Below are 18240 nucleotides of genomic sequence, written 5' to 3'. Positions count from 1 at the left end.
AAGGCCGATATAGGCCGGAATCAGCACGAAACTATAGCACGGAGAATGTCTCGCGCATGATGTCGAACGATAACACTTGCGGGAGCACTTGCGCTTCAGACGCACCCGGTGCGTAAAACAGATAGAGCGGCACGCCGGAGCGGCCCTGTGCCTCAAGCGCGCGCGTGATCTCCGGGTCCTGCACCGTCCAGTCGGCAACCATGTAGACGACGCCTTTCTCGTGGAACTGGCTGACGACCTGCTGGCGGGTCAGGACGGTCTGCTTGTTGACCTGGCAGGTCACGCACCAGGCGGCGGTGAAGTCGATGAAGACCGGCGTGCCCGCCGCGCGCAGCTCTTCCAGCGTGGCTTCGGAATAGGCAACGGTCGGCAGCTTTGACAGATCGCCCTCGCCCGGTGCCGAGGCCACATAATCGGCCGTGCGCAATTGCGGGGTGATGCCGGCAAGCACATAGAGGCCTCCGCCGATCGCCGCGAGCGCCAGAACGCGGGCGAACAGGCGCGCACCACTGCCGGTGCTGCGCTGGGACAAGCCGAAGGCCCAGGCGGCAAAGCCGGTAAGCAACAGCGCAATGAGCACCAGCACCAGCCCGTCGGTCCCCGCCTGCAGGGTCAGTGTCCAGATCAACCAGACCAGGGTCGCGAACATGGCAAAGGACAAGACCTGCTTGAACACTTCCATCCACGCGCCGGGCCTCGGCAGCGCCTTTGCGATTCCGGGGATGAGCGAGATCAGGAGATATGGCAGGGCGAGGCCGAGCCCCATCACGGCAAACACCAGCAAGCCGACAATGGCAGGCTGCTGCGCCGACAGGGCGAAGCCGACCGGCACGCCGAGAAACGGCCCGATACAGGGCGCGGCGACGGCGACGGCCAGCAGGCCGGTAAAGAACGCGCCGGAATTGCCGCCCTTGGCGGCGAGGCCGGTGCCGACCCCCTGCACGCTGGTGCCGATCTCGAACAGGCCGGCAAGGTTCAAGCCGACAAGGAAGATGACGATGGCGAAGACGGCGACCGTGACCGGCGATTGCAGGTGGAAGCCCCAGCCGATCTGCTCACCCCCGGCCCGCAACGCCAGCAACAGGCCGGCAATGGCGAGAAAGGCGACGAGGATACCGGCGGTATAGATGAAGCCATGGCGCACGATGGTCGCGCGCTTTTCCTGCGCCGAATGGGCGAGGCTCGCCGCCTTGATGAAGATGACCGGGAAGACGCAGGGCATGACGTTGAGAATGATGCCGCCAAGGAAGGCGAGGCCGAGAATGGCGAACAGGTTTCGGCTGGCGGAGGAGGCCGGGGCCGTCGCGCTGGCGGCCGGTGCCGCATTAGCTGCCTCGCTTGGCGTTGCCGCGTCCGGCGGCGTGACACCCGCCGGCGCCCCGGTCTGGGCCGCAGCGATCGCGATCCCGCGCTCGCCGATGGTCACGACGCCGTCGAGCACATCGAGTGCGGCCGGGTCATAGTCGAAGGACGGTTGCAGGAACAGGCGCACGCCGTCATCGATCCCGACGACCTGCTGCTCTGCCGCCGGCTCGACGACGCTGATCGCGGCGGGAAAGAAGAAGATCTCCGCCTGCGGATCGATATCGCCGGACAGCTCCAGCACCGGCTTGCCGCCAAGGTCATACCACGCGGCCTCGAGCCCGCCCTGTTCCGGCATGTGGGTATCGCCCTCGGCGAAGAGCGCCGCCCCGGCCGGGTCCGCCCCCGCCGGTTCGGCAACCACAGGCAAGGACAGGGACAGCGTCGCGCTTTCGGGGATGCAGATATCGGCGCAGATCAGCCATGTCGCGTCGGCACTCAGGCTCACTGTCTGACCCGGCGCGGCATCGGCTGGCGCCGTCAGGTCAATCATGAATAGCGGCGTGCCCTCATGGCCGAAATTGACCAGCGGCCCGAGCGGGATGCGATGGGGCAGCGGGTATTGTATGTCGCCAGTCTCGAAGCCTTCCGGCAGGGTCCAGTCGATTTCCAGCGGCAGGCCGGAATCGCCCGGGTTCATCCAGTAGACGTGCCAGCCCTCGCGCAATTCCTGATACAGCCCGATGCGGATCGTCTCGCCGGGGGCGATGCCTGCCTGTTCGGCGACCAGCTGGCTGACGGCATTGCCGGTTTCGACTGGCTGGGAGACAGCCTGCGCCTGTACGGGCGACGCGGTGCCGGCAACGAGCATGGCGAGAAAGGCGGCGGCAAATAAAGACAATGATCGCATGAGACTATCGGTCCGGTGTTTCAATCGATCCCAGCCATAGCATAATCAGCGTGGGGCGCATCGCAAACCGCACAGTCTCGCCGGAATGTTATGTGTGGTGAGCGGGCAGGAGCCTGCCAACAAAAAAGCCGCCGGGGACACCGGCGGCTTTCGAAGTCAGGTACGGGTCGACCTATTGCTTGGTGACCGGCTTGAGCATTTCTTCGCCCTTCAGGTTGAAGCGGCGCACGCGGCGCTCCATCAGCAGGCGCCAGTTGCCCATGGACATGAGCTGCGCATACAGGATCGGCAGGATGTTGGCCTGACGCAGCGCGAGGAATTTTTCCTCCGGCAGGGCAGACAGCTTCTGCTCTTCGACGCCATTATACTGGGCGAAAGGCTGCGGCTGGTCGGAGCCTTGCGGCGTGAACTGGGCAACCTGGTTCGACACGATGTTGTAGGTCGCCAGCTGCTTGGCGAAATTCACCGTGACCTGGCGATCGCGCTCGTAATTCGTGCAGTAATCCATCGCCTGTTGCGTCGCGGCAGAGAGCTTGTCGCCATCGAAGAACGGCAGGTCGGAACCCTTCTTGATGCCTTCATAGGCACTGTCGACGATCATCGCCATGCGGTTCGACGTCTGATCGCCAGCAAGCGCGAACGGGTAACGGCGGACATAGCCCGGGATGTAGACGTTCTGGTCCCATTCACCCTTGTCGTTCACGAACAGGTTCACATCGTCGATCAGGCCGACAACGGCGAGCGGCATCGGGTTCTGTTCATCGGTGAAGATGATCGGATAATGCTTTTGCGCGGCCGCGATCTCGGTCACGACCAGCGGGACGGCGCGAATATTGGCGGCAAAGGCAAACGGGCTTTCCGGCCGGGAAATGCCCAGGTCGGAGTGCTTTTCCTTGCTGAGCAGTTCCGGCTCGCGGAACATGTACAGGCTGCCTTCCAGTTTCGGTTCTTTCGGTGCGGCGCTCGGCGTGTCGCTCATTGTCGGTCGTCTCCTGGACTTCGTTGTAAATGATTGCCACCCCGGGCGGGGTGCGGTTTGGCAGGTCGTAGCAAAAAGGATGCCGCACTCCAAGCGCTTATTAGGCTTCGGCGGCTCAATCGGCCTCCGGTTGCCGGATGATGTCGGCAATGAGCGCGGCGCATTCTGCCGGGTATTCCTGCGGGGCGAGATGAGTGGCCGCCGGCAGGACAATGCCTCGCACGCCCTGGCCCGACAGGCGGATGCGCGAGGTGCCGGAGGCAGTCGAGCCGGTTTCGGCATAGATCGCGCTGACCCTGCCGTTCGTTGCCGCCGTCGCCGCGTCGAGTGCCTGCCAGAAAGAATGGCCCTGGGCGGCAAAGGTAGCCGCCTCCCACGCCGGATCGCAGGCAAGCCGCACGGCCTCGCCGTCATGCGCCAGCCCGTCTGCCAGATAATCGTCCAGCACGCCGTCAGCCCAGCGCGCGAAGAATGGCTTGCCGGCATAGGAGTTCTTCGCAGCAACAGCGTCGGGAAAGCTGGCCCTCCGGGCGGCGGCCTTCCTCGCGACCGGCAGGATCTCGCGCATGACGCCGCGCATTGGCGAGCGGGCGATCCAGTGGGCGGCGACCGGCACCACAACGGGCTCGATCATGACGATCCGGCGCACCGGAATCCGGCCCGAGGCAGCGACCATCAGGGACGTTACCGCGCCCATGGAGTGGCCGATCAGGGTCCAGCCTTCTGCCGGCTGCGCGTGCTGCGCCAGCAGCGCGGCGGCATCGTCGGCATAGACATGCCAGTCGCGTAAATCGTCGGGATCGGCCGGCAGGCCGGTGCGGCCATGGCCGCGGTGATCGAAAGCAAGAATGTCGTGTTCGGCTGCCAGCGGGGCGATCAACTGGCGATAGGACAGCGCGGTCAGGCCATTGGCATGAAGCACTACCACCGATGGCGCGCCATCGCCCCAGCGGCGTAGATGCATGTCACCGCCACGATCCGGCAGGGTTACCATGGTGCTGTGCATGGGATTTACGCGCCGGCTTCTTCGAGCGCGAGGCGATAGATGGTCTGGAGGTGACGCACATCCTGGGCCGCGCGGTGGGTGTGGGGCTCCAGTTTCTGGGCGCGGCCGACCAGCTCGACCGGAGTCGATTTCGCCAGTGGCTTGATCAGTTCGGCAAAGTCCAGAAGCTTGAAATTCGCCCTGACGCCTGCCGCCTCATACAGGCGATAGAGCCAGTAGCCGTCATAGTCCGGCGCGTCGGAATAAACCTGGGCGTTGGCAAAGGCGGCATTGAGGACCAGCGCCGCTTCCAGCACCGGCGTGCCCTCCCGGATCAGCTTGTCGGGGGTGATTCGGTGCAGTTCCTCGGCGGATTTCTCCCAGGCGTTCAGCGACCAGCTGTCGGCAGGCTTGATCAGCATCGCCCGTACAGGCCAGTCGGCAAAGGCCCACCCGATCTCGATAGGCCATGACTTGGACCCGAGCCCAGATGCTTCCAGATCAATAAACGCGATCTGCCTGCCCTGTTCGATTCGCGGCTGGTTCATTGTTGTTCTTGGTTTCCGCAAGTATTTCATCGAAAAAGCTCACCCTAGGGTGAGCCTATCAGCCATGCAAAAGAAATATCAATGACACCCCCGGCCCGTCGGCATCCCGGCGCACGCGGCGTGTTGCGACAGGGCCCGTCAGACTTCGCGGGCCTGATAGGTGCCGGTTTCCGGGTCTTTCTCGAAATCGATCACGTCAGGCCCGGCATAGGGAGACGGCTCCTCGCGCACCCGGCGCATGATATCCCTGGCTTCTTTCCACTTGCCGGCAAAGCGTCGCGACAAGGCGACGGCCCCGGCGGTTACAGCAGCAGTGGCCAGAATAGTGGCGATTGTTGACATGGGCATTCCTCCTGCACCTTCAGCATAACCATATGGCAATCCTTGCGCCAGTGAACGAATGGAAAGGGGCATACTTGACTCAAGGAGATTACTCTCTATTGTAGAGTGTACTTGATGGCCTCGAGGAACAGTGCCGCTTTCGCGGGACGGGGCAACGGGACTGAAGAATGAGGAGACACTGATGCGCTTGACTGAAGACGGACAAACCGCAGCGCGCGATGCCCTGCGCGAAATCGAACTGACACAGGAAAGGTCACGCGCCTATTCCTTCTACCGGGCGAGCGCGCCGATCGTGATGATCTGGGGCGTCGTCTGGCTGGTGTGCAACATTGTCAGCCATGTCGATGATGGCTGGGGCAGCATGGCGTGGACTGTCGGCATTCTGGTTGGCGTCATCGCCTCGATCTTTTTCGGCTGGCGCCAGCGCGACCGGAGACCGAGTTTGACCGGGCGGGAAACGCCGGGATGGCGGATGATCGTTCTCGGCATCGTATTCGCTTGCGTGCTTATTGCCGGCATTTCGGGAATCGCCATGATCGGCGGCCTGAATCAGCTTCAGCTCAATGCGATAATTTCGCTCATTGTCGCCATTTCCTATATCACCGCCGGCCTGCAGAGCGGCTGGCGGATGAGCGCCCTCGGTCTCGTCGTCGGGGCCGCCGCCATCATTGGCTGGGTCGCCCTGCGCGATATCTATGAGCTGTGGATGGGCCTGTTCGCGGGCGGCGCCCTGCTGCTTGGTGGCTACTGGATGTCGCGCTCATGAGGCTGACATGAGCGAAGCGAACGAAATTGTCCACCAGACCCTGCGGCTGAAGATCCTGACCGCCCTGCATGAGGCCGGTCAGGGCACGCCGCTGGAATTCACCCGGCTGAAGCGGCTGACCGGCGCAACCGATGGCAATCTCGGGCGCCATATCGGCACCCTCGCCGACGCCGGATACATCACCGTGGAAAAGGATTTCCACAATAACAGGCCACGCACGCGGGCGACGCTGACCGACACCGGCAAGCGCGCCTTCGAGGACCATGTTGCCTATCTGCGCTCGCTGATCGGCGGCTTGTAGCCCCTAGCGCCCGTAACGGCCCCAGAGGGATTTCTCTTCCAGCGTATCGACCAGCTGGTCCGGATCGACGAGCGACAGAGATGGCGACGCCATGCCGCCGCGCGACATGATCGTCTGCAACAGGCTCTTCTTGTCGGTCTCGATCCGCTTGATCTTCACGTCCTTGCCGAATTTCTCTTTCAGCACGGTGCGCACCTCGCCGATCGCGTCGATCAGGCCGAGCTCTTTCGCTCTGCCGGCGGCCCAGAACTGGCCGGAGAAGATCTCGTCATTATCAGACAGCTTGCCGTGACGGCGTTCCCTGACGAGGCCGATGAAGATGGCGTGCAACTCATCGAGGAGCACTTTCAGCCGTTCGATATCCTGCGGGTCTTCCGGCTTGAACGGGTCGAGCTGGCTCTTGTTCGATCCGGCGGTATAGATCCGCCGCTCGACGCCGAGCTTGGAGAGCGCTTCGGGGAAACCGAACCCGCCGGAAATCACGCCGATGGAGCCGATGACGGAGCTGGGGTCGGCATAGATCTCGTCGCCCGCAATCGACAGGATATAGCCGCCGGAGGCACCGACATCCTCCACGAAGGTCAGCACCGGCACGTCCTTCTCGGCCGCCAGCGTGCGGATGCGGTCATGGATCAGGCGCGACTGCACCGGCGAGCCGCCGGGCGAGTTGACGCTGATCGCCACCGCCTTGAGGCCGGACGGCTTGAACGCGTCATCCAGCGCTTTTTCGAGGCGGCGAAGGTTGAGGTTTTTCCCCGTCCTGCCGGAGGTGGCGATGACGCCGCTCAGGTCGAGATGGGTGACGGTGGGTTTCGGCGGCCCGCCCCAGGGGGTCGCCTGCCACAGCTTTTTCGGCAGTTCGGTAAGTTTGCTCATCACGGGGATGTATGCGGCGTCGGGGCCCTGTTCAAGTAAGCTTCTGAAAACAGTCGATTAACGCTGGCATGGCGCCTGTGAAGCCATTATGACACGCTTGACCGATCCTGACGCCGCGACCATTGTTGGCCGGGGATCGGGGACTATTTGTATCAGGCAAGCAGACAGGAGCGCCGCGTGGGCAATCCGGCGAAGACATTGGAACGGCAACGCAGCTTCAAGAACGCGGTTCTTGAATTGCGCGCCCTCACGGCTGACGACCTGGAAGCCGTCAATGGCACGATCCTCGATCATATGCAGTCGTCGGTAAAGATGATCCCGGAAGTCGCCGGCCACCTGATCAATGCCGGCGGCAAGCGCCTGCGCCCCGTGCTGACCATCGCCGCCGCCCGGTCCTTCGGCTATGACGGCCGCCAGCATATCAACCTCGCCGCCGCCGTCGAACTGATCCACGGCGCGACGCTGCTGCATGACGATGTCGTCGATGAAAGCGCCCTGCGCCGCGGGCTGGAGACGGCCAACATCATCTGGGGCAACAAGGAGAGCGTGCTCGTTGGCGACTTCCTGTTCTCGCGCTCCTTCGAACTGATGGTGAAGACCGGCTCGCTCAAGGTTCTCGACATTCTCTCCGCTGCCTCCTGCACCATTGCCGAGGGCGAAGTGCTGCAACTGGCAACGCAAAAGAATACCGCCGCGACCTTCGAGATGTATCTCGACGTGGTCAAGGCCAAGACCGCCGCCCTGTTCGCCGCCGCGACGCAGGCCGGCGCCGTCATCGCCGGGGCGAGCGAGACAGAGGAAAAGGCCTTCTACGAATACGGCCTCAATTTCGGCATCGCCTATCAGCTGGTCGATGACGCCCTCGATTATGCCGGGTCGCAGACCGATCTCGGCAAGTCCGTCGGCGACGATTTCCGCGAAGGCAAGATGACCCTGCCCGTGGTCCACGCGATCTCGGCCGCCCGCAATGACGAGGAGCGCGCCTTCTGGCAGCGCACCATCGCCGATGTCGATCAGAAGGACAGCGACCTGCCGCGGGCCCTCGACCTGATGCAGCGCGACAATATCATTCCGCGTACGCTCGATTGCGCCAGAGAGTTCGCCGACGCAGCCCTTGCCAGCCTGCGTACGCTGCCGCGCTCGAACTACACCTCGGCCCTCGCCGATCTCGTCGACCTGTCGGTCGCCCGCAATTCCTGACTTGGGCTAACCGACCGGCAGCGGACGCCTGTTCCGCGCCGGATCCCTATTCTGCGCTTGCCGGGGCCTCTTGCCGCTCGCTGGCGGCGGGACTTTCCTCCTCCTGCGCACGCCGCTGCCCGCGCCACGCGCGGACGCGGATGATCCGTGCAGAAACGATCAGCACGAGGGCAAGGGCAAGCGCGCCCATCCATTCCATCGGGCCCGGAATCTGCGTGATGAGCCAGCCCGCAGCCGCGCTGAAGATCGCAGCGACCATGAACAGGCGTGTGACATTGGCATGAGACCAGCCAGCCTGGTTGAGGCGCTGGTAGTAGTGTTCGCGGTGCGCACGATAAAACCGCCGGCCGGTCAGAACGCGGCGGATCAGCGTGATCGACACATCGAGAATGAAGGGCAGGAAGATCATCGGCACCAGCGTCACCGGGAAGCTCGCCCCGCCCGTCGATGGCTGCGCCGCCAGCAGGGCCAGCCCGGCGATGAAAAAGCCCGTCCCCAGCGATCCGGCATCGCCCATGAAAATGTTGCCTGCAGGGAAATTGATGATGAAAAAGGCAAACAGGCTCATCACCATCATCAGGCTGACGAGGAACAGCGGCAGGTTGCCGCCGAACGCGCCGACAAGGCACAGCACGATCAGCGCGATCAACGCCGTGCCCGCGGCCATGCCGTTGAGCCCATCCATGAAATTGTAGACGTTGACGAAAGCTGCAACCCAGAGGATCGCCACGGCATAGCCCATGATACCGAGATCGGTGGTGCCGAGGACCGGCAGCGGCATGGTCTCGATCGGTCCGGTGAGCAGGACGAAGGCGACCGACAGGACGATCTGGCCGATGAACTTCATGCCCGGCGAGATGGTGGCGGCATCGTCGATCAGTCCGATCAGCGCCATGGCCCCCGTCATCACCACGAGCACGCCATAGTCACTGCCGACCCCGACGCGGCTGAGCCACAGGCCGAGCAGGGCTGCGACAATGAAGGAGACATGGATGGCAATGCCGCCAGCCCTCGACACCGTGCCGCGATGGCTGGTGCGCTCATCTTCGTGGTTCGGCAGGAAGGACAGGGAAATGAACGTGCGGCACAGCGCCGTGCACAGGAAAGCTCCCGACAGGCCGAGGCCGATCAACACGAAATAGAGGATTGAGGCGGAACTGAACATAAGCCCTTTTCACTCTTTAAGTCTTCAGGCGACAGGGCCGGCCTCCGCCGACACCGCCGCCGCACTTTCTGCCCACCACCCGCGACCGCGGGCGGCGTTGCCTGCCTTCAGGGCCGCCTGCTGACTGTTGAACAGACCAAAACACGTCGCGCCACTGCCGGACATACGCGAGAAACCGCAGCCCGGCTGGCGCTCCAGAAAAGATAGTACGTCCCTGATCGCCGGGCAAAGACTGATTGCCGGTGCTGACAGATCATTCCGCGTCAGTGCAAGTGTTGCGCCAAGGTCCTGCAGGCTGGCATAGGCCGGCCGGAAAGCCATCCGGTCGGTCGGTCCGGCAGGGGCATCGGCATCGAAGAGACGGAAGATCGCCGCGGTCGAAACCCCCTGCCCGGGATTGACCAGCAGCATCCAGAATGGCGGCATCAGCGGGCCCGCGCGGACATGCTCCCCGGCACCGGTGGCGATCGCGCTGAACAGGCCGCCGCCGCGCTTGCCGAACAGATGCGGCGCAAGGCATAGCGGGCCGTCGGCACCGATCAGAAAGGAAAGCGCCATCAGCCGCTGGTCACTGGTTCTCAGCCCCCAGAGATCGCGCAACAGGACCATGGCCGCGGCAGCATCGGCGGTGCCCCCGCCAATACCCGAAGCGGGCGGCAGGTTTTTCGTCAGCCGCAGCTCCGCCCCCTTACCCGCGCCGCCCGGCTCGCCCGCCAATAGCCGCGCCGCGCGCAATACCAGGTTGCTGCCGGGCGCGAGACCGGCAAGCGCCCCGGCAAAAGGGCCATCAATGGTCAGGGTCAGGTCGTCGGCCGGGCCGGCGGCCAGCCGGTCACCGGTCATCGGGAAGACCGCGAGAGAGAAAATATCATGCAGGCCGTCGGGGCGGGTGGCGCCGACATGGAGGCAGAGATTGACTTTGGCGCGCGCCAGCAGCTCGGCCATCAGGCAGGCGCTCCTTCAGGGTGTTTGCGACGGCTCGGCCGCGATGTCGGATGGCCCCTCGGCAGAGGTTTCCGCCGTGATGAGCTCGCCCTTGGCAAGCTTGCGCTCGATGGCGGCGCGCAGCTCACCATCGGGATCATAGCTCAGCGCCCGGCGCCACTCATACCGCGCCTCATTGCGGCGCCCGACCTGCCAATAGGCATCGCCGAGATGGTCGGTGATGACGGGGTCGGCAGGCTCCAGCGCCACGGCCCGCTCGAGATACTCGATCGCCTCGTCGAACTCGCCAAGCTGGTAATGGGCCCAGCCAAGACTGTCGGTGATCGCGCCTGAATTGGGCTCCTGGCGCAAGGCGGCCTCGATCATGGCGAAAGCCTCTGCCAGGTTCTCGCCACGCTCGACCCAGGTGTAGCCGAGATAGTTCAGCACATAGGGTTCATCGTCCGACAGCTCCCTCGCCGTCACGAGATCGGCCTCGGCCTCACCCCAGCGATCCATGTCGGCGAAAAGCACGCCGCGGGAGAAATAATAACGCCACAGATCGTTGCCGCGCTCGTCTTCCGGCCGCTGCTCGATGCGGTCGATGGCACCGGTCAGGGTCTGCTCTGCTGCCTGATATTGTCCGTCGTCGGATAAAAGCCCGGCAAGGCGCAGGGCCGTGGATACGGCATAGGCATCGCGCGCAACATAGCCCTGCAACAGTTCGAGGGCCTGGCCGGTTTTCTCCATCTCGACCAAGGCACTGGCCCGGTCCGCCATGGCGTATTCGTAGAAAGAATCGTTGAAGGAGACTTCGCCGAACAGGCGGGCCGCCTCCTCATACATCTCATAGGAGTTATAGATCCCGCCGATCAGGTAATTGACCGCATCGAAATCGTCGTTGAGATGAGCAGACAGCTGGGCAAAGGCGAGCGGCGTGTTGAGCAGCAGGGTCAGATTCGTGAACCCGGCGCGATAGGCGGCGGCCTGTTCGCTCAGCGCCTGGCGATAGGTCGCCCAGGCGAAATGATAGAGCGCGAGCCCTGCCCCGTCAGCGCCGGACCTCACGAAAGGACGCACACGGAATCGCCTGGCCTCGCGGATCATGATGTCGCTTTCGCCGGCCAGCGGCTCGCCGAGCCGGATCAGGCCAAGGCGGCCGGTGCGCACCAGAACGCCGCTCTCGTCGACCATGCCGCGATACAGCGCGAGCGCCTCATCCCTGCTGCCGGTGCGCTCGAGGAAATAGGCCTGGGCGATGCGGGTCTGCTCGGCGGGATAGGCCTGCATCGCGGCGGCATAGGCCTCGCGCGCCTCGCTACGGCGGCCGGCGGCCTCCAGCATCAGCGCCTTGTGCAGCGGGGTGAAGCCGGAGAAGGACTGTGCCTGCGTGTTGTCCAGCATGGCAAGGCCGGCATCGGCGCCGTCCGTCTCATACAGGGCCCAGGCGCGCATCAGATAGCTGATCGACTGGACGTAGGACGACTCCGTTTCGGCATCGAGCGTTTCCAGCGCGTCATCATAATCGCCGTCGGCCATCTGGTCGGCCGCTACGGTCAGGATCGGCAGGGACAGGCTCTGCTGCGCCCTGGCAGCGGCCATTGCCTGGCGCATCGCCTCCCCGCCATCGTCCTGACCGGATTCTGGGGTCCGGAATTCCGGCTGGTTGAGCTGCCGGGCAAGATCGGCAGCGGCGCCGACATTGCCGGCGGCAAGCTCGTAAAAAAAGGCATGGCGCAGCAGCAGGGCATCCTGGGGTGCCGCCTCCGACGCCCGGGCATAGGCATCGGCAGCAATATCAAGCTGTTGCTGGTTCGCCGCGAAGCGGGCCTTCAGATAGTCACCGACAACCGTTTCTTCCTGCAGGTCCCGGACGACATAGCCCTGCGATCCGCCGGGCGTGGCGCAGGCACCAAGACCCAGCAGCGAGGCCGCAAATGTGAGAAGAAGGATCGGTTTACGCAGGACTATCAAGAGCTTTTCCTCATGTGGCGGCCAAACGGGCAGACACGCCACCCGCACTTCCGGCAGCATAACAACAGACGCCCCGGCGGGGCGCAAGCCATCCGCGACCGGAGACGGCACAATGGCAATGATCACCCGTAAACGCCAGCCGTGAAGAAATCATGGCGGAAATTTATTCTTTCCCGCGCATATGGCGACCGGAACCGGCGCGAAATCCCGGCGATGGGCCTTCCAGGCCCTTACATGTTCGGATAGTTCGGCCCGCCGCCGCCCTCGGGCACCGTCCATTTGATGTTCTGGGTCGGATCCTTGATATCGCAAGTCTTGCAGTGGACGCAGTTCTGGGCATTGATCTGGAACTTCGTCTGCCCGCCCTCCTCGACGAATTCATAGACCCCCGCCGGGCAATAACGCTGGGACGGCCCGGCATAGGTCGGCAGGTTGACATCGACCGGCACCGACGGGTCGAGCAGCTTCAGATGCGCCGGCTGGTCTTCCTCGTGATTGGTGAAGGAGAAGGCGACATTGGTCAGCCGGTCGAAGGTCAGCGTGCCGTCGGGTTTTGGATAGGCGATCGGCTTGTGCCTGCTCGCCGGTTCGGTCGCGGCGGCATCGGTCTTGTCGTGACGCATCGTGCCGAAGGGCGACCAGCCGCCGGTCAGCTGGTTCAGCCACAGATCGGCACCGGTCAGGGCGATGCCGCCGAGCAGCGTGCCATATTTCGTCCAGAGCGGCTTGGCGTTGCGGACCTTTTTCAGCTCGTCATAGACCCAGCTGGCGTAAAATTTTTCCGAATAGGCCTCCAGCTCGTCGCCGGACCGACCGCCCTGCAGCGCGTCCCACGCCGCCTCGGCCGCCAGCATGCCGGTCTTCATCGCGTTATGATTGCCCTTGATCCGCGGCACGTTGACGAACCCGGCCGAGCAGCCAATCAGCACGCCGCCGGGGAAGGTCAGTTTCGGGATCGACTGGAACCCGCCCTCGGTGATCGCGCGCGAGCCATAGGCGACACGCTCGCCGCCCTCCAGCATTTTCGCAATGTCCGGGTGGGTCTTGAAGCGCTGGAACTCCTGATACGGAGAAAGATAGGGATTCTTGTAATTCAGATGGACGACAAAGCCGATCGAGACGTAATTGTCGCCGAAATGATAGCACCACGAGCCACCGCCGGTGTCATTGTCGAGCGGCCAGCCGAACGTGTGCTGCACGAAACCCGGGCGGAAATTCCCGTCCGGCACCTTCCACAGCTCTTTCAGGCCGATCCCGTATTTCTGCGGGTCGCTTTCAGTGTCGAGCCCGAACTCGGCGATGATGTCCTTGGACAGCGAGCCGCGCACGCCTTCGCCGAGGAACACATATTTGCCGTGCAGTTCCATGCCGGGCTCGTAGGAGGCTTTCTTCTCGCCATCCTTGCCGATGCCGACCTCGCCGACGATGACGCCGGAGACGGAGCCGTCCTCGCGCTTGAGATATTTCGAGGCGGCCATCATCGGATAGATCTCGACGCCCATGCCCTCGGCCTTCTCGGCCAGCCAGCGGCAGACATTGCCCATGGAGGCGATATAGCAGCCATGGTTCTTGACCATGGACGGCATGGCGAAGACCGGCAGCGGCAGCGAGCCGGCCGGCCCCATGATCAGGAAGCTCTCCTCGGTCACTTCGGTTTCGAGCGGGCAGCCCTGCTCCTTCCAGTCCGGGATCAGCTCGTCCAGCGCCTTCGGGTCGACCACCGCGCCGGACAGGATATGCGCCCCGACCTCGGAGCCCTTTTCGACGACGACGACACTCGTCTCGGTGCCGTTCCGCTCGTCCAACTGCTTGAGGCGGATCGCCGCGCACAGACCCGCAGGCCCCGCACCGACGATCACCACGTCAAATTCCATGCTTTCGCGTTCGATAGTCTCTTCAGTCATGATCTAACTGCCTGCTTTTGAATGCGTTTTGGTTCCCTAAAGACCTAGGGCAATTGGCACCGAAAGGCCAATGGGTTGTGCAGTCCCGGCGCGGCCACTCTACGACGCTATCCGTTTCCTGCGTCCGGCGCGGGCAGCAGCAGAATGGCGACGACGGCGACGTCCGCTCCGGCACGATCACCAGCCTGACCGGAAATATTCCACCCGTGACCGAAAGTCATTGACATTCAAGCGAAAAGCGTTCATGTCGTCCCTATCGTCAGCGCAGCCCGGGGGCCGCGCATGAGGTGAGCCAGCGTGAAGCGCTGCCGGTGAGACAGCCGGTAACCGGGCCTCCTCTTCGGACGAACCCCCCTACGCACCCTTATTTCACGCGGGTCGTTCAACACGAACCCGTCGCCATGCGCGCCATTTTTTTGGTCCGGCATGGGCACGATCAACCCAATCCCAACTCTATTCAAGGCGCCGGCGCAATCGCGCGCGCCAATCAGAAAGATCATTTAATGACTGATTTTAACACTCTCAAGCTTTCCCAGCCGCTGCTCCAGGCACTTGCTGACGAAGGCTACACCCAGCCGACACCGATCCAGACCCAGGCGATCCCGCCGGCGCTGGAAGGCCGCGACATTCTCGGCATCGCCCAGACAGGCACCGGCAAGACCGCTGCCTTCGCGCTGCCGATCCTGAACCATCTTGCAGCCAATCCGGTACAGTTGCGCTCGAAATCGACCCGCGTGCTGATCCTCGCGCCGACCCGCGAACTGGCGAGCCAGATCGCGGCGTCGTTCCGCACCTATGGCCAGCACATGAAAGTCAGTGTCGCGACGGTTTTCGGTGGCATCCCGATCAACCGCCAGATCCGTGAGATGCAGCGCGGCGTCGACGTTCTCGTCGCAACGCCGGGCCGTCTCATCGACCTGATCCAGCAAAAGGCGCTGAGCCTGTCCGATGTCGAGGTCCTCGTCCTCGACGAGGCCGACCAGATGCTCGACATGGGCTTCATTCACTCCCTGCGCAAAATCGTGCCGCTGGTACCGAAAAAACGCCAGACGCTGTTCTTCTCTGCGACCATGCCCAAGGCGATCGCCGAGCTTGCCTCGCAGTTCATCAAGGACCCGGTGAAAGTCTCCGTCGCCCCTGCCGCCACCACGGCAGAGCGTGTCGACCAGGTCGCCGTGCATGTGAACCAGTCGGAGAAACAGGCGCTGCTGACGCTGACGCTGCAGGATGAAACGATCGATCGTGCCCTCGTCTTTACCCGGACGAAGCATGGCGCCGACCGCGTGGTCAAATATCTTGCCCGCGCCGGCATCAAGGCGGCTGCCATCCACGGCAACAAGTCCCAGCCCCAGCGCGAGCGCACCCTCGGTGCCTTCCGCGACGGCAGCCTGAAGATCCTCGTTGCCACTGACATCGCCGCACGCGGCATCGACATCGATGGCGTCTCGCACGTGATCAATTTCGAGATTCCCAACGTGCCCGAACAATATGTCCACCGCATCGGCCGCACGGCTCGCGCCGGTCGTGACGGTATCGCCCTGTCCTTCGTCGCCAGCGACGAGCGCCCGTTCATGCGCGACATCGAGAAAGTCACGAAACAACGCGTGCCGCTTGCCGAACTACCGGAAGGCTTCAACCGCTCGGTTGCCGAGATCAACGCCCTGCCGCCGGTCGCGCAGGAAGATCAGAAGCCGCAACAGCAGCCCCGCTCCGGCCGTGGCAAGAACAACCGCTCCAGGACCCAGAAGCGCCCGGCGGGATCAGGCAATGCCGGTGGCCAGTCACAGGGCCGCAATCACAGCCGCAGCGACAATCGCAGTGACAGCCGCAGTGCCGATGGCACCCGCAGCCAGCAGCCGCGCAAGGCCAAATCATCGCGTGACAATAACCGCCGCGACGACTGGAGAGGCGAAACCGTTGGCGCCGGCGCCAACGACACCGACAATCACTACCAGAAGCCGCGTCCGCGCAACTCGCAGCAGCGCCGCGCCAAGGCTGGCGAACGCCGTCGTGAAGACGCATAAGCGCCAAGATTAACGACTAACGAAAACGGCATCCCGCAGGGGATGCCGTTTTTTATTGTGCAGGGTACTGCATAGTCGATCAGGCCCGGCGCCAGGCCGATTTGGACTTGCACTTGCTGCAGACCCGCTCGCCCGACCATTCGCTGTGAAACGCTTTCTTGCAGTTCAGGCATTCCCGCGTCTTGGGCCGGTCGCTATTGCGGTGCTCGGTCATGTCGGGCTTGGCTGAATAGGTCTGTTTCATGATTTCTTCCTTACTCATCCTTTCAGGACGCATTGATCGATCTGCTTAATGAGAGGTCGGTCACATTCCCAGCCATTGCCGCTGGCATTGAGATGGGCGTTTTCCGGTAACCTGATCCGTGTACAGGACGACGCACCAGAGGTGTAACCGCGCTCACACGTCCAGCCCGTGCCATAATCATTGCCAGACAGATAGGCATTGGCGGGCACGACGATCTTGTTGCAGCTATCCTGACCGCTCTTGAACCCACGCAGACAGGCCCAGCCTGTGCCATAGGCAGCACCGGTCAGATAGCCGTTCCCCGGCACGATGATTTGGTCGCACCGCTCAGCCTCACGGCGATAGCCGCGTTCGCATTCCCAGCGATCGCCATAGGAGTTGAGATAGGCATTGGACGGAATATCCATGGGGATACACCGGGCACCATCGGCCATATAGCCTCTCTGACAGTCCCAGCCGCGACCGTAGCGGCTGCTCGTGGCATAGGCGTTTTCAGGAACGTCGATTTTCTGGCAGCCATCGTCGATACGCTGATACGTCTCTTCGCATTGCCAGCCGAGGCCGTTGCCAAGATCCCTTGCATTGACGGGCACATTCTGCGCCGCGGCTCCGGATAACGAGGCCAGACCGGCGCCGAGCAGGGCCAGACATAGCGGGATGAATAATCGTGTAGAGATAAAAATGCGGGACATGTCGCCTCCTTGGGAGTGTTGCAGCGACCCCCGAAAGGAGAAAAATCTTTAAGAGAAAAAAGCGGTTTCCATCATCGCGCGGCCTGTCGGCCTATGGCCATACATAAGGGTTTTGGCGGGAATTACAATCAAAGCCGGGTGACGCCCGGTTCTTGCCCCGCGCGCGCGCTGCGCCTAGACTGGCGCCATGTCCGACATCTCCCCCGAAGCCCCGCCAGTCGATGCCGCCGCCCTGCGCGCGTTGTTGACCTGGTATGCGGAGATGGGGATCGACGATATTACCGGCGACGTGCCGTCGGACTTTTCGCAATGGACCGGCTCCGCGCGGAAAGCGCTGCCCCCTGTCGCCCAAAGCCCCCAGCAGGCGCCGCGCGCTGCGCCCACCCGGTCAAAGCCCGCGCCCGCGCCGATCCTTCCGGGCGACGATCCCTTGCCCGCCGACGAAGCCATCGCCGCCGCCCGGGCCGCCGCCGCTGCGGCGACCGACATCGAGAGCCTGCGCGAGGCTATCGCCGCCTTCGATGGCTGCCCGCTCAAGCCGGGCGCACGCAACACGGTGATCGATGACGGCATTGCCGGGGCACCGCTGATGCTGCTGGGCGAGGCGCCGGGCCGGGAGGAGGATCGTATCGGCAGGCCCTTTGTCGGCCGCGCCGGGCAATTGCTCGACCGCATGCTCGCAGCCATTGGCCATGCCCGGCAGGAGGGCGATCTCGCCCCCGCCTATATCTCCAACGCGATTTTCTGGCGCCCGCCGGGCAATCGCGCGCCGACGAAAGCCGAGATCGCCATCTGCTTTCCCTTCGTCGCACGCCTGATCGAGCTGAATGCCCCCAAGGTGATCGTCACCCTCGGCAACACGCCGACCCAGACCCTGTTCGACAATGCCGGCGGCATCACCGGCGCCCGCGGGACCTGGCGCGACCATGCCACGGCGGGCGGCGCGGTCATTCCGGTCCTGCCGACCTTCCACCCCGCTTTCCTGCTGCGCCAGCCGGCCCAGAAGCGCCTTGCCTGGGCTGACCTGATCGAGATCCGCAAGCGGCTCCGGTCCTAGAGCACCGATTAACCATCCCTTAACCAGGCATTACAAATGTGCCTTGT

General features: G+C 63.5%; 17 protein-coding genes. 5 read left to right on the top strand and 12 right to left on the bottom strand.

The annotated features are described in order from the left end of the window. Positions 1-31 precede the first annotated feature (31 nt). The 5 genes from IEV88_RS00415 to IEV88_RS00395 all read right to left on the bottom strand — a co-directional run bounded on the left by IEV88_RS00415 (position 32) and on the right by IEV88_RS00395 (position 5066). Positions 32-2212, bottom strand: a complete 2181-nt coding sequence (locus IEV88_RS00415; protein WP_188159334.1) for a protein-disulfide reductase DsbD family protein — start codon at positions 2210-2212, stop codon at positions 32-34. Positions 2213-2384: 172 nt separating this feature from the next. Further along, positions 2385-3191: a SapC family protein gene (locus tag IEV88_RS00410; protein WP_188159333.1), complete on the bottom strand. Its 807-nt coding sequence runs from the start codon at positions 3189-3191 to the stop codon at positions 2385-2387. A 115-nt stretch (positions 3192-3306) separates the two neighbouring features. Then, complete coding sequence (locus tag IEV88_RS00405) at positions 3307-4197, bottom strand: alpha/beta fold hydrolase (RefSeq protein ID WP_188159332.1); 891 nt, start codon at positions 4195-4197, stop codon at positions 3307-3309. Positions 4198-4202: 5 nt separating this feature from the next. Next, entirely contained in the window at positions 4203-4724 is a 522-nt protein-coding gene (locus IEV88_RS00400; protein WP_188159331.1) for a hypothetical protein, read from the bottom strand. Positions 4725-4862: 138 nt separating this feature from the next. Next, positions 4863-5066: a hypothetical protein gene (locus IEV88_RS00395; RefSeq protein ID WP_188159330.1), complete on the bottom strand. Its 204-nt coding sequence runs from the start codon at positions 5064-5066 to the stop codon at positions 4863-4865. 181 nt (positions 5067-5247) lie between these two features. Here IEV88_RS00395 and IEV88_RS00390 point away from each other — a divergent pair, with 181 nt between their 5' ends. After that, positions 5248-5832 carry a hypothetical protein gene (locus IEV88_RS00390; protein WP_188159329.1) on the top strand — a complete coding sequence of 195 codons (585 nt, stop codon included), beginning with the start codon at positions 5248-5250 and terminating at the stop codon, positions 5830-5832. A 7-nt stretch (positions 5833-5839) separates the two neighbouring features. After that, a complete protein-coding gene (locus tag IEV88_RS00385) occupies positions 5840-6133 on the top strand; it encodes a transcriptional regulator (protein ID WP_188159328.1) in 294 nt (97 codons plus the stop codon). 3 nt (positions 6134-6136) lie between these two features. Here the strand turns inward: IEV88_RS00385 and IEV88_RS00380 are convergent, their stop codons facing one another. Then, positions 6137-7009, bottom strand: a complete 873-nt coding sequence (locus IEV88_RS00380) for a S49 family peptidase (RefSeq protein WP_188159327.1) — start codon at positions 7007-7009, stop codon at positions 6137-6139. 177 nt (positions 7010-7186) lie between these two features. Between IEV88_RS00380 and IEV88_RS00375 the strand changes: the two genes are divergently transcribed. Continuing rightward, positions 7187-8209: a polyprenyl synthetase family protein gene (locus IEV88_RS00375; RefSeq protein WP_229731384.1), complete on the top strand. Its 1023-nt coding sequence runs from the start codon at positions 7187-7189 to the stop codon at positions 8207-8209. Positions 8210-8255: 46 nt separating this feature from the next. Here IEV88_RS00375 and IEV88_RS00370 read toward each other — a convergent pair whose 3' ends face one another. The 4 genes from IEV88_RS00370 to IEV88_RS00355 all read right to left on the bottom strand — a co-directional run bounded on the left by IEV88_RS00370 (position 8256) and on the right by IEV88_RS00355 (position 14176). Beyond that, the gene (locus tag IEV88_RS00370) at positions 8256-9374 is read right to left on the bottom strand and encodes a glycosyltransferase family 4 protein (RefSeq protein WP_188159326.1); all 1119 of its coding nucleotides are present in this window, start codon (positions 9372-9374) and stop codon (positions 8256-8258) included. 24 nt (positions 9375-9398) lie between these two features. Further along, on the bottom strand, positions 9399-10319 hold the full coding sequence (locus tag IEV88_RS00365) for a 4-(cytidine 5'-diphospho)-2-C-methyl-D-erythritol kinase (RefSeq protein WP_188159325.1): 921 nt from the start codon (positions 10317-10319) through the stop codon (positions 9399-9401). Between the two features lie 15 nt (positions 10320-10334). Next, positions 10335-12272, bottom strand: a complete 1938-nt coding sequence (locus IEV88_RS00360; protein WP_188159324.1) for a tetratricopeptide repeat protein — start codon at positions 12270-12272, stop codon at positions 10335-10337. 230 nt (positions 12273-12502) lie between these two features. Next, positions 12503-14176 (bottom strand): electron transfer flavoprotein-ubiquinone oxidoreductase, encoded by a 1674-nt coding sequence (locus IEV88_RS00355; RefSeq protein ID WP_188159323.1) that lies wholly within the window; start codon positions 14174-14176, stop codon positions 12503-12505. Positions 14177-14679: 503 nt separating this feature from the next. On the opposite strand from IEV88_RS00355, the gene IEV88_RS00350 reads away from it, so the two are divergent. Then, positions 14680-16200 (top strand): DEAD/DEAH box helicase, encoded by a 1521-nt coding sequence (locus tag IEV88_RS00350; protein ID WP_188159322.1) that lies wholly within the window; start codon positions 14680-14682, stop codon positions 16198-16200. Positions 16201-16279: 79 nt separating this feature from the next. Here IEV88_RS00350 and IEV88_RS00345 read toward each other — a convergent pair whose 3' ends face one another. Beyond that, a complete protein-coding gene (locus IEV88_RS00345) occupies positions 16280-16444 on the bottom strand; it encodes a hypothetical protein (RefSeq protein ID WP_188159321.1) in 165 nt (54 codons plus the stop codon). Positions 16445-16458: 14 nt separating this feature from the next. Further along, positions 16459-17136 carry a hypothetical protein gene (locus IEV88_RS00340; protein ID WP_188159320.1) on the bottom strand — a complete coding sequence of 226 codons (678 nt, stop codon included), beginning with the start codon at positions 17134-17136 and terminating at the stop codon, positions 16459-16461. Positions 17137-17323: 187 nt separating this feature from the next. Between IEV88_RS00340 and IEV88_RS00335 the strand changes: the two genes are divergently transcribed. Further along, on the top strand, positions 17324-18193 hold the full coding sequence (locus IEV88_RS00335; RefSeq protein ID WP_188159319.1) for a uracil-DNA glycosylase: 870 nt from the start codon (positions 17324-17326) through the stop codon (positions 18191-18193). The last annotated feature ends 47 nt before the right edge of the window (positions 18194-18240 follow it).

Origin of the sequence: Aquisalinus flavus, assembly GCF_014640095.1 — a bacterium.
In the GTDB taxonomy this organism is placed as follows: Bacteria; Pseudomonadota; Alphaproteobacteria; order Caulobacterales; family Parvularculaceae; genus Aquisalinus; species Aquisalinus flavus.
The sequence above is the reverse complement of the archived record's forward strand: the minus strand, read 5'-3'. Positions and strand labels throughout refer to the sequence as shown.

What these genes read in the sequence shown, in the direction of transcription:
- IEV88_RS00365 (WP_188159325.1), bottom strand. Translation starts at nt 10,319, where the DNA reads ATGGCCGAGCTGCTGGCGCGCGCCAAAGTCAATCTCTGCCTCCATGTC.
- IEV88_RS00370 (WP_188159326.1), bottom strand. Translation starts at nt 9,374, where the DNA reads ATGTTCAGTTCCGCCTCAATCCTCTATTTCGTGTTGATCGGCCTCGGC.
- IEV88_RS00410 (WP_188159333.1), bottom strand. Translation starts at nt 3,191, where the DNA reads ATGAGCGACACGCCGAGCGCCGCACCGAAAGAACCGAAACTGGAAGGC.
- IEV88_RS00415 (WP_188159334.1), bottom strand. Translation starts at nt 2,212, where the DNA reads ATGCGATCATTGTCTTTATTTGCCGCCGCCTTTCTCGCCATGCTCGTT.
- IEV88_RS00350 (WP_188159322.1), top strand. Translation starts at nt 14,680, where the DNA reads ATGACTGATTTTAACACTCTCAAGCTTTCCCAGCCGCTGCTCCAGGCA.
- IEV88_RS00340 (WP_188159320.1), bottom strand. Translation starts at nt 17,136, where the DNA reads ATGTCCCGCATTTTTATCTCTACACGATTATTCATCCCGCTATGTCTG.
- IEV88_RS00405 (WP_188159332.1), bottom strand. Translation starts at nt 4,197, where the DNA reads ATGCACAGCACCATGGTAACCCTGCCGGATCGTGGCGGTGACATGCAT.
- IEV88_RS00395 (WP_188159330.1), bottom strand. Translation starts at nt 5,066, where the DNA reads ATGTCAACAATCGCCACTATTCTGGCCACTGCTGCTGTAACCGCCGGG.
- IEV88_RS00390 (WP_188159329.1), top strand. Translation starts at nt 5,248, where the DNA reads ATGCGCTTGACTGAAGACGGACAAACCGCAGCGCGCGATGCCCTGCGC.
- IEV88_RS00380 (WP_188159327.1), bottom strand. Translation starts at nt 7,009, where the DNA reads ATGAGCAAACTTACCGAACTGCCGAAAAAGCTGTGGCAGGCGACCCCC.
- IEV88_RS00400 (WP_188159331.1), bottom strand. Translation starts at nt 4,724, where the DNA reads ATGAACCAGCCGCGAATCGAACAGGGCAGGCAGATCGCGTTTATTGAT.
- IEV88_RS00385 (WP_188159328.1), top strand. Translation starts at nt 5,840, where the DNA reads ATGAGCGAAGCGAACGAAATTGTCCACCAGACCCTGCGGCTGAAGATC.
- IEV88_RS00345 (WP_188159321.1), bottom strand. Translation starts at nt 16,444, where the DNA reads ATGAAACAGACCTATTCAGCCAAGCCCGACATGACCGAGCACCGCAAT.
- IEV88_RS00355 (WP_188159323.1), bottom strand. Translation starts at nt 14,176, where the DNA reads ATGACTGAAGAGACTATCGAACGCGAAAGCATGGAATTTGACGTGGTG.
- IEV88_RS00335 (WP_188159319.1), top strand. Translation starts at nt 17,324, where the DNA reads ATGTCCGACATCTCCCCCGAAGCCCCGCCAGTCGATGCCGCCGCCCTG.